The organism is Solidesulfovibrio sp. DCME, from assembly GCF_049995385.1.
Classification (GTDB): domain Bacteria; phylum Desulfobacterota; class Desulfovibrionia; order Desulfovibrionales; family Desulfovibrionaceae; genus Solidesulfovibrio.
In genome coordinates this window covers 1,407,121-1,424,644 of sequence record NZ_CP188261.1, presented here as the reverse complement: position 1 = coordinate 1,424,644, position 17,524 = coordinate 1,407,121, and the positions used below count along the sequence as shown (strand labels likewise).

Below are 17,524 nucleotides of genomic sequence, written 5' to 3'. Positions count from 1 at the left end.
GGCATCCCCGATCCGCGGCCGGCGTTGGCCCGCGACCTCACAGGCCCGAGGCCTGGTCCTCCAACCGTCGCAAATACGCGTCCATGCCGGCCACCACTTCCCGGCAGGCCTGGCGCAGCCCCGGCACCTGGCCCCGCACCCGGGCCACGTCACCCGCCGCGGCCGCGACCTCCATCTCCGCCGCAAGCATGCGCATGACCTTTGCCCCGAACATGGCCGCGTTGCCCTTGAGCGTATGGGCCACCCGCTCGCACACCCGCATGTCGCCTTCGCCGGCGGCCAGCTCCAGGGCGTTGACCTGCTCCGGCACCGAGGCCACGAATTCCCGCCCCACCCGGACCAGCAACCCCGTCTTGTCGCGGTAGAGCCGGAACAGGGCCGGCGCGTCGAAGGCCTTCTCCTCGCGGGCCGCGCCGTCGCCTGCCGGCAACCGGCCCCGATGGGCCAAAACCTCGCGCACGGCCAGGAAAAACCCGTCCACGTCAATGGGCTTGGTGATGTAGTCGTCGAGCCCGGCGGCCAGGAAACGCTCCCGCTCCTGATCCATGGCATAGGCCGAAAGGCCGATGACCGGCAGGTTGGGGTCGATGTTCATATGTCCGGCCCGGATGGCCCGGGTGGCGGTCAGGCCGTCCATGACCGGCATCTGGATATCCATGAGCACCACGTCCACGCGCTCGGCAGCCAGAAATTCCAGGGCGGCCCGGCCGTTTTCGGCCACCACCACCTCGTGCCCCCGGCTTTCCAGGAGGTCGGCGGCAAACAGGCGGTTGACCCGGTTGTCCTCGACTAGCAGGATGCGCAGCCGCGACGGGCTGGCCGAGCAGGCCGGGAAAGGCGTTTCCCCGATCTGGCGCGGCGCGGCCGCCTCCACTTCGAAGGGGCAGTCGAGCCAGAAGGTGCTGCCCCGGCCCGGGGTGCTGCGCAGGTGGACCTCGCCGCCCATGAGCCCGGCCAGGCGGCGGCAAATGGCCAACCCGAGCCCGGTTCCGGCCTGGCGCTTGGTCAGGCCGGTATCCACCTGGGTGAAGCTGTCGAAAATGGTTTCCTGCTGTTGCGGCGCAATGCCGACCCCGGTGTCGGCCACGGACAGCCGCAGCGTCACCCGCCCGCCCCCGGGCTCGGCCGACGGCGCCTCGCCCAGGCGTTCGGCCCGCAGGGTCACGCCGCCCTGCTCGGTGTACTTGACGGCGTTGTTGACGAGGTTGCGCAGCACCTGGCGCAGGCGCAGCCCGTCGCCCCGGATGGTGCGCGGCACCTCCGGCCCGATGGCCAGGACCAGGGCGAGCCTTTTTTCGTGGGCCAGCACCTCCTGCTCCTTGAGCACCGCTTCCAGGCAGCGTTCGAGGTCGAAGGTCTCGGCCTTGAGTTCCATGCGGCCGGCCTCGATCTTGGAATAGTCGAGGATGTCGTTGATAATGGATAAAAGCGCCGCCGCCGATTCCTCGACCACGGCCAGGCGTTCGCGCTGGCGGGTTTCGAGCCGGTCGCCGCGCATGAGCTGGACGTAGCCGAGCACGGCATTGAGGGGTGTGCGGATCTCGTGGCTCATGTTGGCCAAAAAGGCGCCCTTGGCCTGGCTGGCCGCCTCGGCCCGCTCCAGGGCGGCGGCCAGTTCCGCCTCGAGTTTGCGTCCGGCCGTGACGTCGCGCACGATTTCCACCACGCCGCTGATCTCGCCCTCCTCGTCCAGGAGCGGATAACTGAAAAGCTCCACCCAGCCGACCTGCTTGCCGGACTCGTTTTTGGGCACCACGCTCATGGCCAGCTTGCGGGTGGCCAGGGCCCGGATCGACGGGCAATCCTGGCAGGGCATGCCCAGCCCGTGGAACACGTCGTGGCATTTGCGCCCGACCATTTCCCCGCGGTCGGGATACATGGCGCGCAGGGCCCGGTTGGCCGAAAGGATGACCATGTCCGGGGAGAGCACGCACACGCCGTCGGCCACGGCGAGCAGGACGATATTGAGGAACTGCTCCAGCCCGCGCCAGCGGATCTCGGCCTTCTCCCGGGCGGCACCGAGTTTCTCGCGCTCGGCGGCGACCCGGACCAGGTCGGCCTCCAGGGTTTCGCGCACCTTGGCGGCGGCCACTTCCACGCGCCGCCGTTCGGTCACGTCCATGGCCACGCCGGCGATGCCCACGGCCGCCCCGGTCTCGGCGTCCCGGATGACGGCCTTGCGGATGCGCAGGCGACGCGGCCCGGCGGCGGTGCGGAAGCCGGCTTCGTAGACCTGCCGCCCCCCCTTGTCCAACAGGCGCTTGTCCTGGGCCTCGTAGTCTTCCGGCTCCAGGGGCGGCATCAGTTCCTCGAGCCGCTTGCCGTAAAGCTGCTCCCGGGACATGCCGACCAGATCCTCGAAAGCCGGGTTGCTGGCCGTATAGAGCCCCCGGGCATCCTTGGCGAACACGGGCAGCGGCAGGGAATCGAGCAGGGCCGTGGCCTTGGCCAGCCGGTTGCGCAACATCTGCTGGGCGCGCCTTCGGGCCGTGACGTCGCGGCCCTGGCAGATGTAGCCGACCGCCTTGCCGGCCTCGTCGAAAAAGGCCCGGCAGGACCAGCGCTGCCAGCGTTCCCGGCCGTCCGGGCGCAGGACCCGGTGCTCGAAGCTCGTGGCGGGGCGCGCCGGGCAAAGCGACCCCAGCCGCGCCTCCCGCCGGGCGGCGTCCTCGGGGGCGATGTCCGGCACGAACGGCAGGCCCAGGCACGCCTGGGGCGTCAGGCCGAAACAACGGGCATAGGCGGTGTTGGCGAAAACCAGGCGGCGGTCGGCATCCAGGCGGCAGAGGTAATCGGACTGGCTCTCCACGATGGCCCGGCAGCCGTCCTCCGGGGACTGTGGGCCACCGGCCGCCTCGCAGTCGGGCATCTCGACGCAGGCCCCCTCCAGGTAGCGCGGCGAGCCCACGCTGTCGCGCACGGCCCGGGCCTGGCAGGCGATCCGCCTGGCCGTGCCGTCCTGGCGGTAGACCATGGCCTCGAAGGACACGGGGTCGGGTTGGGCCAGGGCGCGGACCAGCAGTTCGCGCCGTTCGGGCGTGTCCAGGCGCAAGGGGTGGGAGGGATGGCGGGCCTGGCGCAGCAGGTCGGCCACATCCCGGAAGCCCAGGAACCTGGCCATGGTCTTGTTGGCGGCCAGGGGACGGCCCGACGAATCCAGGCGGAACAGCCCCTGGGCGGCGTTGTCGTAGAGGTCGCGAAACAGTTCCGCCCGCTCGCGAAGGGCCCCGCCCTCGCCCTCGGACAGGACTTGGGACAGGGCCTGGGCCACGTCGGTCCAGGTCAAAAGCCCCACGAGGTAGCCGGCGGCATCGGTGACGGCCAGCCTGCCGGCCCCGGCGCCGTCCATGCCCCGGATGGCCTCGGTCAGCGGCAGCTGGGGCGAGACGGCCACCACCGGCGCGCGCATGACCGACGCCACGGAAAGCTTGGCGATGCCGCGGCGGCCGGCCACGATCCCCACGGCGTCGCGGGCCGTGAACATGCCCCGGGGCCGGTCCCCGGCGGCCACCACCACGCCGCCCACGCCCAGGCGCTGCATGCGGGCCAGGACCTCGGCCAAGGGTTCGTCGGGCGCGGCCATGACCACGGCCCGGGCCATGACGCTGGCCACGGTGCGGCCGGTCAGCTCGTCGCAGGCCGCGGCCAGGCGGGCCACGTGAAACGGCGCCAGCACGCCCAGGGCCTTGCCCGTGGCATCCACCACGGCCAGCCGACGCGACGGCGCGGCCAGCATGTGGCGCAGGGCGGCCGGCAGGCAGTCGCCCTCCGGGCTGACGGCCACGGGGTCCATGACGTCCCGGGCGGCCAAATGGGCGGCCCGGTTCTGGTCGCGCGCCAGCACCCGGGTCAGGCCCCGGGTGGTGACCACCCCCTGGGGGCGACCGCCGTCGAGGACGAGCCCCTCGCCGGCGCCGGCATCGAGGAGCATGCGGGCGGCCGTGGCGGCGGTGGTCCACAGGCCGAACAGCAATGGCGCGGCGGGGAGAAGATCGCGCAGCGGCGTTTCATGGAGATTGGCCATGGTCCCTGCTCCAGGTCCTCCCGTCAGGCCGAATCACCCGGCCGGGAAGGCCGCGACAAGCAAACCGATACTTCAAGCGAATCGATACAATATACGCTTAAAACACCCGGTTCGGCCAGTCCCAATTTCAGGCCCGCCCGGCCAGCCGGCGCAGGACGGCGGCCACCGCGCCATAGTTGCGGCCACTGTCGTGCTCGGCCCGGACGTAGAGGCTGGCCGCCTCGCCCATGTCGCGCCGCCGGGCCTTGTCCACGAGCAGGGCGCGCAGAGCCTGGCGGTAGGCGCCGGCGTCGCCGGGCGGGGTCAGCAGGCCGGTGATGCCGGGCTCCACCACCTCGGGCACGCCGCCGTCGGCCAGGGCGACCACGGGCAACCCGGCGGCCTGGGCCTCCAGGTAGACCATGCCCAGCGACTCCCGGATGCCCGGAAAGGCGAACAGGTCCCCGGCGCCGTAGACCGCGCCGAGCGCCTCGCGGGCCACGAGCCCCAGGAACAGGTGCCGACCCGGCAGTTCCCGGGCGGCCAGGGCAGCCAACGGTTCGCGCATCGGGCCGTCGCCGGCCACGGCCAGGAAAAAGGCCAGCCCCTCCCGGGCCAGCGCCCCCAGGCAGCGAAACAGGTAGGCCAGGCTTTCGGATTTGACGTCGTCGCGGAACATGGCCGCCGTGACCACCACCGGCGCCTCGCCCACGCCCCAGGCCTGGCGCAGTTCGCGCCGGGCGGCCGCGTCGAAGGCGAAAAGGGCCGGGTCGATGCCCGGGCGCACGGGAATGATCCGCTCGCACGGCAACAGCCGCCCCAGGTTGGCCGCGTCCAGGCGCCGGTTGGTAAAAACCGCCCGGGCGGCGAGCAAGGCCCGGCGGTTGAGCTCGAAGCCCAGGCGCGTGGCCAACCGGCGCCGCGGCTTGGTGGAGTAGATGCCCTGGAAGATCACGTAGGGTATGCCGAGGGTCCGGGCGACGTACGGGCCGACCACATCCGGGGACTTGTAGTAGGTGTGGTAGGTGAGGAAGGCCGCCACCCCTTCCCGCCGGGCCGCCCCCAGGGCCTCGCGCCGGGCGGCCAGGGCGGCGAGCCACGACAACGGCCGGGCCGAGAGCCAGCGGGAGCGGAACCGGGTCGGCACCACCACCTCGAGGCCCTGTTCGGCCAAGGCGGCGGCCAGTTCACGGCCGATGGTCCGGTCACCCGAGGGCGCGGGGTGGTCCAGGGGCTTGAAAGGCGCGTACAGGGCGACCTTCACGGCGCGCCTTGCCTGGCGGCGGCGAAGCTGCCGGCCGGGGCGCCGGCATCGCGCCGAAAGATGTCGGCCAGGGCCTGGGTGTTGGCGGCGTTGTCGAAATCGCGGGCCACGGCCGCTTTCCCCGCCCGTACCAGCCGCTCCCGCAGGGGCGCGTCCTCGGCCAGGCGCCGGATGGCCGTAGCCAGGGCGGCCGGGTCGTCGGGCGGGCAGGTCAGCGCCGTCTCGCCGTCCCTGGCCAGCTCCGGCAGGGCCGAGACATTGGTCGCGGCCACGGGCACGCCCATGGCCATGGCCTCGACCAGGACGTTGGGCACGCCGTCGCGGTCGCCGTTTGGCAGCACCCGGCAGCCCAGGGCGAAGACGTGGGCTTGGCGGTACAGGCCCAGCACGGCCTCGTGGGGCAGCGCCCCGTGGAAGGTCACCCGGTCGGCCAGGCCCAGGGCGCGGGCTTGGGCTAAAAGGGCCGGCCGGTCCTCGCCCTCGCCGACCAGGTCGTAGCGAAAATCGAAGCCCTGGCGGGCCAGTTCCCCAAGGGCGCAAAGCACGGTGTCCAGGCCCTTTTTGGCCGTGAGCCTGGCCACGGTCAGCACACGCCAGGGCGGGCCGGCCGGGGCGTCGGCGCGGTCGCCGTCGAAAAGGCGCAGGTCGATGCCGTGATAGACGGCGTAGACGGGCGTGCCGTTGGGCGCAAGCTGTCGCAGGTAGGCGGCGTTGGCCTTGGTGCAGGTGACGACGAAGGCCGCCTGGCCGATCTTGGCGGCGAGCTTTCGCGGCGGCTGAGTCCAGACGTCCTTGGCGTGGCCGGTGAAGCTCACGGGCAGGCCACGCATGAGGCCGGCATACAGCGCGACCGAGGTCGGCGAATGGGCGAAATGGGCGTGGAGGTGGACGGCCTCGTGCGGCCCGAGCGCCCGGCGGCACAAAAAGCCGGCCTGGAGCAGGTGCTTGAGCGTGGCCGAGCGGCGCGTGCGCACGAGCTGGCCGAGCATGCGCCACACGGCCCGGGCGTAGCCGGCCGGGGCGTCCGCCGCCGCCCGGAGGTTCTCGTAGAGCAGCTCGCCCAGGGCCGGCAGGATGCGGTCGGGCAGGTACACCACGTCGGCCTTGATGCGGTAGACCGAAGCGTGGCGGGCGGCCTCGCGGGGGTCGCGCATGGACACGATGCGCACCCGCAAGCCCAGGGATTCCAGCAACTCGATCTCGTTGGAAATAAACGTCTCGGACAGGCGGGGATAGCCCTTGAGGACCATGACCAGCACCGGGGCTTTTTGCCGCTGCGTCATGCCCGCGCCCGCCTTCCCGTCCCTGCCGCGCCCCGGCCGCCGCCAGCGGCGCGACACGGGGCCACACGCGATGCCATGAAAAATTGCAACACACGGTCCTCATGCGCCCGCCGGGCCGCGCCCCCGGTAGCCCAAGGCCACACGCAAGACGCGCCGCACCAGCGGGGAAAACAGTTTTCGCGAAAGCGGCTGCCCGGCCGCCCGTTTCCCGATTTCGGCCAGGGTCGGATAAGGCAGCACCGCCCCGGCCAAAGTGCCCAGGCCGAGCCCGCCGGCCAGGGCCACGGCAAAGGGCGCGGCCAGCTCCCCGGCCGCCGGGCCGACGATGCCCACGCCCAGAAGCTTCCCGCGCCGGCCGAGCACCAGCTTGCACAGCCCTTCGGCCGCCCCTTCGGCCCGAGCCCGGTCGTTGCCAGCAAAGGGCTCGACCACCACTGCGACAAGCTCGCCGGCCGCCCGGGCCTCGGCCTCGGTCATGCCGACCACGGCCAACTGCGGTTCGGTGTAGATGCAGCGGGGCAAATGGCGATAGTCGGCCTTGCGCGGCAACCGCAGCACCGCCCCGGCCACCACCACCCCGCCTTCGTAACCGGCGGCGTGGGTAAAAAGGTGGCTGCCCGTGACGTCGCCGGCCCCGAAAATGTGCTCCCGCGACGTCCGCAGCCGGGCGTCCAGAACAAGGCCCTTTTTTGTATGGACAACCCCGGCCGCGTCAAGGCCCAGGCCGTCCAGGTTGGCCAGGCGCCCCTGGGCGGCGAGAAGGTGCGTGCCGAGGACCGCCTCGCGCCGGCCGTCGCGTTCGAAGGCCACCTCCCTGGTCCCGCCCGGCCCCGGGGCGACCGCAACCAGCCGTGCCCCCAGGCGCAGGTCCACCCCTTCGGCGGCGAGCCGTGCCGCCACCACCGCCGCCAGGTCCGGGTCCTCGCGGGACAGCAGGCGCGGGCTGCGCTGCACGAGCGTCACCCGCGCGCCCAGCCGTGCGAAGGCCTGCCCCATCTCCACGGCCACGGCCCCGCCGCCCAGAATGACGAGATGTTCGGGCAGGGCCTCCAGGGAAAAAATCTCGCGGTTGGTCAGATAGCCTGTTTCGGCCAGGCCCGGCACATCGGGGGCGGCCGCCCGGGAGCCCGTGGCGATGACGATGCGGTCGGCGTCGATGCGCCGGCCGTCGAGCTCGACCTCGTGGTCACCCACGAACCGGGCTTCGCCGAAACGGACGTCCGCGCCCAGGCGTTGGAAGCGTTCGGGCGCGTCGTGTTCCTGGATGCCGGCGATGACCGCCTCGATACGGCGGCGCACGGCGGCGAAATCCACCGGCGGCGCGGCCACGGCCGGCAGGCCGAATTCCCCGGCCCGGGCCAGCAGATGCCGGGCATGGGCCGTGGCCAGCAGCGCCTTGCTCGGCACGCAGCCGTAGTGCAGGCAGTCGCCGCCCAGCCGTCCCTCGCGTTCGATCAAGAGCGTCCTGGCGCCCAGTTGCGCCGCCCCGGAGGCGACCGTCAGCCCGGCCGCCCCGCCACCCAAAACCAACACGTCGTACCCATACCGCTTGGCCATGCCCGCCTCCGAATTCCCGGCTTTGCGCCCCTGTCCACGACACCGAAACCATGCTATGCCAGAAGCGTGAAAAAAAGCCAAAGTCCGGGCCTGGCCCCGGCAAGGGATAGGGCATGAAGCAGGCATACGATCTGGTGGTGCTGGGCGGCGGCCCGGCCTGCGGCCCGGCGGCGAGGCTTTGCCGCGAAGCCGGCTGGTCCGTGGCCGTGGTCGAGGCGGGGCTTCTGGGCGGGGTCTGCCCGCATACGGGCTGCAACCCCAAAAAGGTGCTCATGGCCGCGCCCGAAGCCATGCACGCCGCCGCCCGCCTGGCCGGCAAGGGGCTCACGGGCGGCCCGAGCGTCGATTGGCCGGCACTGGCGGCCTTCAAGCGCACCTTCACCGCGCCCATCGAAGCGCGCATCGAGGCCTATTACAAGGAACTCGGCGTCGCCGTCCTGCGCGGCCGGGGCGTGTTCACCGGCCCCCGCACGGTCCGGGTGGGGGAAAGCGAACTGACGGCCGGCAAGGTCCTCATCGCCGTGGGCGCCACCCCGCAAAGATTCACCTTCCCCGGGGCCGAACACCTGGCCACAAGCGACGCGTTTTTGGACCTGGAGGCCCTGCCCGAACGGATCGCCTTCATCGGCGGCGGGTTCATCGCCTTCGAACTGGCCCACATCGCGGCCGTGTGCGGCGCCCGGGCGACGATCCTCACCCACGGCGACAGGGCCCTTCGCCGCTTCGACCAGGACGCCGTCTCCCGGCTGGTCACGGCCACCCGCGCCCTGGGTATCGACGTGCGCCTCGACGCCCCGGTCGGCCGCATCCGCCGGGAAGCCGGCGGCCTCGTCGTCGAGACCCTCCAGGGCGCGGTGGCGGCCGACCTGGCGGTCAACGCCGCCGGCCGGCCGCCGCACCTGGCCGGGCTGGGCCTGGAGGCGGCCGGCGTCGCGGCCAACGCGCGCGGCATCGTGGTCAACGAATACCTCCAATGCCCGGGCAACCCCGATGTCTACGCCGCCGGCGACTGCCTGGACGCGCCCTATGCGCTGACCCCTACGGCGGACCTGGAAAGCCGGCTGGCCGGCGAAAACATGGTGTCCGGCAACACGGCGACCATCGACCGCACCGGCACGCCAAGCGTCCTTTTCACCCTGCCGCCCCTGGCCATGGCCGGCCTGACCGAGGACGAATGCCTCAAGCGGGGCATCGCCTATCGCAAGAAGGAAACCGACCTGGCCGACTCCTTTCCCTGGAAACGCCTGGGCGAGGCCACCGGCTACGCCAAGACCCTGGTCTCCCCCGAGGACGACCGCATCCTCGGCGCCCACATCCTGGGCCACGCCGGCGAGGAGGTCATCAACGTCGTGGCCCTGGCCATGCGCCAGCACATCCCGGCCGAGGCCCTGCGCCAGGGCATCTGGGCCTATCCCACGGCCGGCTACTACCTGCGCTACCTGTTCTAGTGGCGCGTCCACGAAGAGGGTTCGCGCCTGTCACCGCATGCCCACCGGGAATCATTTTTCCTGAGGGGAGGCGACACGGGGCGCCCGACGGGGCGGCGGGCTTGAAGCGCCGCCCCGCAGCCGCTACAAGCCCGGCCGGGGGTCGCCACCCGTGGCCGCCCCACTCCGTTTCCCCCGGCGGCCCACCATGCGCAACGCCCTGACCATCGTCCTTTTCCGGCCGAAATTTTCCGAAAACGTCGGCGCCGCCGCCCGGGCCTGCGCCAACATGGGCGTGTCGCGCCTGGTGCTGGTCGATCCGCCGGCCTTCGACATCGACCGGGCCCGGCCCATGGCCACGAGCAAGGGCGGGCTTTTGCTCGACGCCCTGACCATCGTGCCGACGCTTAAGCAGGCCGTGGCCGAGGCCCGGCTGGTGCTCGGCACCACGGCGCGCCTGGGCGGCTGGCGCACGGCCATCCTGAGCCCCGAGCAGGCGGCGGTCACCGCCCGGGACAGCCTGGCCGACGGCGGCGGCGTGGCCGTGGTCTTCGGCCCGGAGGACGCGGGGCTCACAAACCAGGAAACCCAGCTGTGCGCCCACCTGGTCAACATCCCCACCGCCGGCGAGGCCACCTCGCTCAACCTGGCCCAGGCCGTGCTCATCATCTGCTACGAGATTTTCAAGGCGACCCAGGGGGCGGCCGGCCCCGCCCCGGCCGGGCCCAGGCCCTCCCGGGCCGTCGGCCACGCCGAGCGCGAGGCCCTGTTCACCGCCCTGCGCCGAATGCTTCTCACCATCGACTGCATCAAGCCCGACAACCCGGACTACTGGATGCTGCCGGTGCGCCGGCTCATCGAGCGGGTGGGGCTCAAGCGCAAGGAATTCAACCTGCTGATGGGCATCTGCCGCCAGGTCGACTGGGCCGTGGCCACGGGCGGCAAGAAGCCGGCCGCGGGCGGCCCCCTGGACAGCCGGCCGTGATGTCCGTATCGGACGTAGCATGACGCCCGGGCGCGCCATCCTCCTCCCTTTCGTGCTCCTGCTCGTCCTGTGGGCGGGTGCCGCCCCGCTTGGCGCCGCCGACGACACCGACTGGCAACTCGTCCTCGAGACCCTGCGCAAGCAGGACCAGCTCGTCCACGAACGCCTCGAGGCCTTTCGCGCCCGCCACGCCGCCGACGCGGCCGACGAGGCCCTGGAAATGGACCGGCTGCTCCACGTCCGGGCCCGCCTGGCCCTGTGGCAGGCCACGGCCTCGGACCCCTGGGAGATCCGCGACGTCCTGGCCGGCTTCGCCCGGCTGCACCAGGACGTGGACCGCCTGGCCCAGCGGCCCCAGCAGGCCTGGGCCAGCCTGGAGCAGAGCGTGGCCATCCTCGACACCTACAAGGAACGGCTCACGGAAATCAGCCGCCAGGCCATTCCCGACCGTTTCCTCAAGGACATCGAGAACTCGCGGGATTCCATGGCCGCCCTGGGCCAGGCCATCGCCACCATGCGCGACGCCATCGCCACCCAGACCACCCCCCTGCGCGACCTGGCCGGCCAGATCGCCGGCGCCGAGGCCGAACTGAGCGCCTCCCTGGCCCCGGCCTGGAAACGCTACTATGCCACGGTGTTTCCCACCCCGTTCTCGCCTGTTTTCCTCCATGCCCTTTCCCAGGACCTGGAGGACTGGGACCTCTGGAGGGACCTCGGCTGGGACCTGATACAGACGCCGCACAACACGCGGTTGCTGTCCCGCGGCGCCCTGGCCTCGGCCGAACTGGCCCTGGCGGTCATGGCCCTATGCCTGGGGCTGCTGTGGTACCTGGCCCGCAAAGGCCTGTCGCCGGCGGCCCGTACGATCCTGCGCCGGGCCGCCGGCTGCCTGTCGGTGGGCGTTTTTTTCCTGGCCTTTTCCCTGCGCGCCCCGTTTTTCCTGTTTACGAGCCTCAGTTCCGTGGGGGAAATCGCACTCACCGCCGCTTTGGTCCTGCTGACGCGGCTGCATACACCAACCGCCAAGGGCTTCCGCCCGCCGGTGTTGTGGCCCACCTGGCGCCTGTTCGCCCTGGGGCTGCTGCTCGAGACCCTGCGCGTGCCCGAGCCGCTCATGACGCCGGTCCTGTGCGTCTTCTTCCTCGTCTCCGCCCTGGCCTTCAACCGGCGCCACGCGGCCACGTCGGCCAAACAGCGCCTGGACCGGGCCGTCACCCGGGCCATGACCCTGCTTTTGCCGTTGCTCGCGCTTTTGTCCCTGTGCGGCCTGCCGCAGACGGCCATCCTCGGCGTCTCGTCGCTGTTCTACATCGCCCTGGCCCTGCGCTACGCCAGCCTCACCACCGCCTTTCTGGGCGAAAAAACCGTCGAGCACCGCCACGGCCGGCCGCCGGTGCTGCTCGGCATCGCCGCCGGCGCGGGCTACCCGTTTTTCTTCCTGTGCTTCCTGTTCGCCTTCCTGTGGCTGCTTTCGACCCAATACGGCGGCGAAAACGTCTTTCTGGAACTGCTCACCACCGAGGCCCACGTGGAATCCGTGGGTATCAGCCTCAAGAAGCTGGCCATGTTCCTGGTCGGCTTCTACGCGGCCCAGGCCATGATCGCCCTGTCGGCCAATTTCATCGTCGAGGTGACCAGCCGCCGCCAAGCCGTGGAGCGCGGGGCCAAGGCCTCGCTTTTGACCATCAACACCTACGCCTGGTGGGGGCTCTACGTCCTTTTCGTCATGTCGGTGCTGGGGCTGTCGCTGACCAGCGTGGCCGTGGTGGCCGGCGGCCTGTCCGTGGGCATCGGCTTCGGCCTGCAGACCATGGTCAACAACTTCATCAGCGGCCTGATCCTGCTTTTCGGCCGCTCGGTCCAGGCCGGGGACACCATCCAACTCGGCGACGTCTGGGGCGTGGTCAAGGAGGTCAACATCCGCAACACCGAGGTGCTCACCCTGGACAACGCCACGGTGTTCGTGCCCAATTCGGAACTGATTTCCGGCAAGATCGTCAACTGGAGCCACAAGGACCCGAGCGTGCGCCGCGATATCGCCGTGGGCGTGGCTTACGGCTCGGACATCGCCAAGGTGCGCGAGCTGCTCCTGGCCGCCGCCGAAACCTGCCCGGCCGTGCTCGGCAATCCCGCCCCCCAGGTGCTCCACTGGGACTTCGGGGCCAGCACCCTGGATTTGCGCCTGCGCCTGTGGCTGGCCGACGTGTCCAGCGCCGTGACCAACATGTGCGCCATCCGCGAGGCCATCGACAGGCTGTTTCGCCAGGCCGGCATCGAAATCGCCTTTCCCCAGGCCGATGTGCACCTGCGTTCGGCCCCGGCCCTGGAGGAACTGCTGCGCAATCGGCAACCGGATGGCCACGACCGCCTGGCGGAGTTCAGCGACCGGCTCGCGGCCCTGGAACGACGCCTCGGTCCGGCGGCGCCCGCCGCCGACCACGAAAAAAAGGACATACCTTCATGACGGATGATCCCAGCCAAGCGCCCGCCAAGGTCTATTTCGCCGACCTGCGCGCCCGCGCCGCCAACAAGAACCGCACGGCGAAAATCAAGAAGCTCTTCGAGGCGGCCGGCTTCGCCGACACCGTGGCCAAGGGCGACCTCACGGCCATCAAGGTCCATTTCGGCGAGCGCGGCTGCGACACCCACATAAGCCCCGGCCATGCCCGCACCGTGGCGGAACTGATCAGGGCCCGGGGCGGCAAGCCCTTCGTCACCGACACCAACACCCTCTACTCCGGCAGCCGCCACAACGCCGTGGACCACCTGGCCACGGCCGTGGAGCACGGCTTCGACTACGCCGTGCTCGGCGCGCCGGTGGTCATCGCCGACGGCCTGGACAGCAGCAACGTCATCGAGGTGGAAATCGCCGGCAAGCATTTTACGAAGGTCAAGATCGCCGGCGACATCGTGCGCGCCGACGGGCTCGTGGTCCTGTCGCACTTCAAGGGCCACGAACTGGCCGGCTTTGGCGGGGCGGTCAAAAACCTGGCCATGGGCTGCGCCCCCCGGGCCGGCAAGCAGGACCAGCACTGCGTGCGCTTCGCCGTGGACCTCAAAAAATGCATCGGCTGCGGGCAGTGCGTGGCCGTGTGCCCGGTGGGCGCGGCGGCCCTGCACGGCAAGAAGGCCATCATCGACAAGACCCTGTGCATCGGCTGCGGCGAGTGCCTGACGGTGTGCCCGAAAAAGGCCATGCACATCGACTGGCACACGGAAATCGTGCCGTTCATGGAGCGCCTGGTGGAATACGCCCTGGGCGCGGTGACGGGCAAGGCCGGCAAGACGGCCTTTTTCAACTTCCTGACCAACGTCACCCCGGACTGCGACTGCGTGCCCTGGTCCGACGCGCCCATCGTGCCGGACATCGGCTTCCTGGCCTCGACGGACCCGGTGGCCCTGGATAGGGCCTGCCTGGACCTGGTCAACGAACAGGCCGCCTGCCCGGACTGCAAGCTCGAACACGGCCTCGCCTCGGGCGAGGACAAGTTCACCGCCCTGTGGAAATGGACGCGCGGCGACGTGACCTTCGTCCACGGCCAGGCCGTGGGCCTGGGCACGCCGCACTACGAACTGGTGCGCATCGAATAGGGGAAAAGGAAATAAAAGAATCGGGGCGCTGCCCCGAGCCCCGCCGGAGGGCATGATGCCCCCCGGACCCCCTCGAAGGGGGGAAGGGGGCGCGTTCGCCGGACCGGGAAGTGGGCGGGGATTGACCCGTTGCGGTAACCGGCAAGGCCGGACAGCTTCAAGGCCCGGGTGCCCGGCTGCGGCGGCATGACGCGTTGGCCGGATGCCGCGTCACGGCGTTGGTGACCGGGTGCGGCATCATGGCGCGGGCAGCCGAGTGCCGCCCAGGGCACTGTCGGCGGGCGCCGCGTCTATGGCGCGGGTGGGCGCGTGTTGGCCTTGATGCAGGCGCCGGTGGCCGAGGCGACCTTGCGCTGCATGTCCGGGGGCATGGCCCCGTTTTTGAGGATGTAGTCCACGGTCTGGGAATTGATCAGCGCCCCGGTCTGCTGCATGGCGCACTTGCAGATGGCGGCGGTCTGGGCCTTGCTGTAGCCCTTGCGCGCGAATTCCGCCTCCCGGCCCAGGCACTGCTGGGTCAGTTTCTCCGTCAGGTCCTTGCGCATCTGCGGCGTGACCTGCACCCCGGCCGCGCCGGCCAAGCCCGGCAGGCACAACACCACCGCCATTACGATCGCGTACCACATAACGCACTCCGCTCCCCCCACTGTCTCGCACCGCCATACCCCACCCCCTTCGGGGAGGTCCAGGAGGGGATCATCCCCTCCTAGCCGCCGGAGGCATCTTCCCTCCCATCCCCTCCCCTCCTCTCCTCTCCTCTCGCCCCCCTACTCCCGTTCCATGTTCGGGTGGTGGACGTCGCCGCCCTGCATCTCCACGGTGTGGCAGACGTCGCAGCGCTTGGCCGAGCCAATGACGCCCGGGAAGCCCATGTACTGCATGGCCGGGATGTTGTTGCCGTCCAGGCCGTAGCCGTTGGCGGCAACGAACGTGGCGTGGGGGCTGCCGTGGCAGGCCGCGCAGGGGATGTTGCCCGTGTCTTCCTTGCGGTTGCGGAAAAGCCCGGCCGCGTCCTTGGTCCAGGTGTTAAATGCCGTGGCCTGCTTGCCCGGCCGGGTGAAGTCCTTGTGGCAGGTCAGGCAGTCGGGCTCCTGCGTCCAGGCCGCCCGGGGCCGCACGTCGGCCACGGCCGCCACGCTTCGCGGCGAAAGCGGCGCCATGAGCCGGGCGGCGGCCGGCTTGCCGGCGGCCTTTTCGAAGGCCAAAAGCGACAGGGCGTGGTCTTCCATGTAGCCGTGGCAGCGCGCGCAGCCGATGCCGGCGGCGGCATGGTTGTCGCGCTGGGCCTGCGTCACGCCGTCCGGGGAGGTCGGGTGACAGTTGGAGCAGGCCGTTGCGTCCCCGCCGGCGAGGTAGGAGGTGTGGAAGCCGTGGACGGCGGCGGACAGGCTCAAAAGGCCCGGCAGCCCCTTACCGTCTATCCCGGCGTTGGGGCTGGCGCTTGGGTGGCAGCCCTGGCAGGCCACGGGCGCGCCGGCCTTGGCCCGCCCGGCCAGGTCCGTGCCGTTTCGCTTGTCGTGGACAGCGAGAATCCCCTGGGCCGTGCCGGCGGACACGCCGGTCACGCCGTCCACGGCGAAGGTGCCGCCGTGGCAGGTGAAGCAGCGCATTTCCGTGGAGGTCGGGGCAAGAGCCTTGGTCACGGCCAGGGTCTGGCCGGTCTTGGCGTCCTTGGCCGTGAGCGTGAACACGGGATAGGGATCGACCCCGCCCTTGTCCGGATAGGGGGTCACGGGGATGCCGGCGGCGCGGTAGAGCTTGTCGCCGGCGGCCATGGCCCCGTCCGGGCCAAGCCCGGTGAACGACACGTCGGCCTCGAGTTTTTTGCCGATGAGTTCCTTGGAATACTTCCAGAAGTCCGAGCGGGCCGCCGGGTGCTTGAAGCCTTCGGGGGCTTCGTAGGCCACGGTGACGTCCTGCATCACGACTTCGGGCATGACGTCGCGCTTGAGAAGCACGGCCGCCAGCGTGTTGCCGGGCACGCCCAGGGAAAACGAGCCGTCGCAACCGGCCGTGGCCACCACGCCCAGGGAGTTGAAGCCGATGAGCAGATAGGGCGCGCTGGCCGCGTCGAAGGGCGGCAGGGTCAGCTCCGTCGGCGTCACGTCCACGGGCTTTTGCGTCACGGGCTTTTGGCCGTTGATGTCCTGGGACACGTAGGCGGCCAGGGCGGCCTTTTCCTCGGCGCTGCCGAGAAAGGGCGGCATGTGGGTGAAAAGCTTGCCCTGGCCGGTCAGGTAGGCTTCCACTCCCGGGGCGCCGATGCGGGCGGTGTAGGCCCGGATGTCCTTGAACGGGCCAGCCACGCTGTGGCAGGCCAGGCACTGCATGGCGTAGAGTTCGCGGCCGGCCTCGAGGCCATTTTGGGCCGTGACCTGCTTGACCTTGGCAAAGCGCGCCCGGGGCAGGAAGGGGGCGTCGTAGGGCGCGGCCTGGCCGGGGCGGATGTCCGTGGACCAGATCTGGCCGTGGACCAGCCAGGGCTTGCGGGCGGCCTCGCGGATGGTCTCGAAGGTGCCGACGAGCCCCAGGCCGAGGACGAGCAGGATGACGGTCAGTGCCCGGCGCAGGGGCAGCGGCAGTCCGGTGACCAGGGCCATGGCCCCGGCGGCCAGGGCCACGAGCAGGAAGGGGTAGCTCGTGCGCCAGGCCGCGATCTCGCCCGAGCGGCGCAGCACGAAGTCCCGCACCGCCTCGGGCAGCACGCCCACGTACCACCAGCCGGCAAGCAGCAGCACCGGGGCGCAGGCCACCACCCAGCGGCAGGCGCTACGCAGCATGGCCTCCCGGGCCCGGGCGTCCGGGATGCCCAGCGCCGTGGCGATGCCGAACAGCCCGGCCAGCAGCAGGGCCAGGGCGGAGCGCAGCACCAGGGACGGCCAGAAGGTGGGGTTGAACAAGCCGTCCCAGAAGTCATGCGTCACCGGCCAGTCGCCCGGGGTGAGCATGAAGCCGATGATGCCGTTGACCGTGAAAAGCGACAGGAAGGCGAAGAGGAAATAGAGCCAGCCCACGCGCAGGTGGGTCTTCGCGTCCAGGCGTTCGAAGCCGTAGTAGTAGACGAGCAGGGCCGCGATCTCGCCGGCGAAAAACGCCCACTCCGTGGCCCAGCCCCAGGCGAAGGTGCGCACCAGGGTCAGCGTGGCCTGGGGGGAGAGGACGGAAATGGTCAGCCAGATGCCCACGCCCGAAAGCCCGCCGAAGACCATGGTCAAAAGCAGGAAGAAGCGGGTGTGGCGGTGCAGGTAGTCAAGCAGGGGCTTGGAGCCGAGCTTACGGGCCTTGCGTTCGGTCAGGACCAGGAACAGGCCGCCGCCCACGGCGAAATGGGCCACGTAGACGTGGAGCACGGCAATGACGATGATCCAGAAGCCGCCGCCGAAGGCGGACAATTGCCAGACGGGGTATTCCATG

10 protein-coding genes are annotated in these 17,524 nt (G+C 70.7%); 4 read left to right on the top strand and 6 right to left on the bottom strand.

The annotated features are described in order from the left end of the window. Positions 1-37: 37 nt before the first annotated feature. The 4 genes from ACP59X_RS06105 to ACP59X_RS06090 all read right to left on the bottom strand — a co-directional run bounded on the left by ACP59X_RS06105 (position 38) and on the right by ACP59X_RS06090 (position 8,107). Positions 38-4,024, bottom strand: coding sequence for a PAS domain-containing protein (locus ACP59X_RS06105; RefSeq protein WP_428566320.1), 3,987 nt, complete (start codon positions 4,022-4,024; stop codon positions 38-40). A 127-nt stretch (positions 4,025-4,151) separates the two neighbouring features. Then, positions 4,152-5,267 (bottom strand): glycosyltransferase family 4 protein, encoded by a 1,116-nt coding sequence (locus ACP59X_RS06100; RefSeq protein ID WP_428566317.1) that lies wholly within the window; start codon positions 5,265-5,267, stop codon positions 4,152-4,154. Then, positions 5,264-6,550 carry a glycosyltransferase family 4 protein gene (locus ACP59X_RS06095; protein ID WP_428566314.1) on the bottom strand — a complete coding sequence of 429 codons (1,287 nt, stop codon included), beginning with the start codon at positions 6,548-6,550 and terminating at the stop codon, positions 5,264-5,266. Before ACP59X_RS06095 ends, ACP59X_RS06100 begins: the two co-directional genes overlap by 4 nt. A gap of 99 nt (positions 6,551-6,649) precedes the next feature. After that, positions 6,650-8,107, bottom strand: coding sequence for a dihydrolipoyl dehydrogenase family protein (locus tag ACP59X_RS06090; RefSeq protein ID WP_428566311.1), 1,458 nt, complete (start codon positions 8,105-8,107; stop codon positions 6,650-6,652). A gap of 113 nt (positions 8,108-8,220) precedes the next feature. On the opposite strand from ACP59X_RS06090, the gene ACP59X_RS06085 reads away from it, so the two are divergent. From ACP59X_RS06085 to ACP59X_RS06070, 4 genes are all read left to right on the top strand, one after another. Then, a complete protein-coding gene (locus ACP59X_RS06085) occupies positions 8,221-9,555 on the top strand; it encodes a dihydrolipoyl dehydrogenase family protein (RefSeq protein ID WP_428566308.1) in 1,335 nt (444 codons plus the stop codon). A 187-nt stretch (positions 9,556-9,742) separates the two neighbouring features. After that, a complete protein-coding gene (locus ACP59X_RS06080; RefSeq protein WP_428566305.1) occupies positions 9,743-10,519 on the top strand; it encodes an RNA methyltransferase in 777 nt (258 codons plus the stop codon). A gap of 19 nt (positions 10,520-10,538) precedes the next feature. Continuing rightward, a complete protein-coding gene (locus tag ACP59X_RS06075) occupies positions 10,539-12,983 on the top strand; it encodes a mechanosensitive ion channel family protein (protein WP_428566302.1) in 2,445 nt (814 codons plus the stop codon). Next, positions 12,980-14,110, top strand: a complete 1,131-nt coding sequence (locus tag ACP59X_RS06070) for a DUF362 domain-containing protein (RefSeq protein WP_428566298.1) — start codon at positions 12,980-12,982, stop codon at positions 14,108-14,110. The genes ACP59X_RS06075 and ACP59X_RS06070 overlap by 4 nt, the downstream gene beginning before the upstream one ends. Positions 14,111-14,400: 290 nt before the next feature. Here the strand turns inward: ACP59X_RS06070 and ACP59X_RS06065 are convergent, their stop codons facing one another. Continuing rightward, positions 14,401-14,736 carry a hypothetical protein gene (locus tag ACP59X_RS06065; protein ID WP_428566295.1) on the bottom strand — a complete coding sequence of 112 codons (336 nt, stop codon included), beginning with the start codon at positions 14,734-14,736 and terminating at the stop codon, positions 14,401-14,403. A 141-nt stretch (positions 14,737-14,877) separates the two neighbouring features. After that, positions 14,878-17,523, bottom strand: coding sequence for a cytochrome c (locus ACP59X_RS06060; RefSeq protein ID WP_428566293.1), 2,646 nt, complete (start codon positions 17,521-17,523; stop codon positions 14,878-14,880). Between the last annotated feature and the right edge of the window lies 1 nt (position 17,524).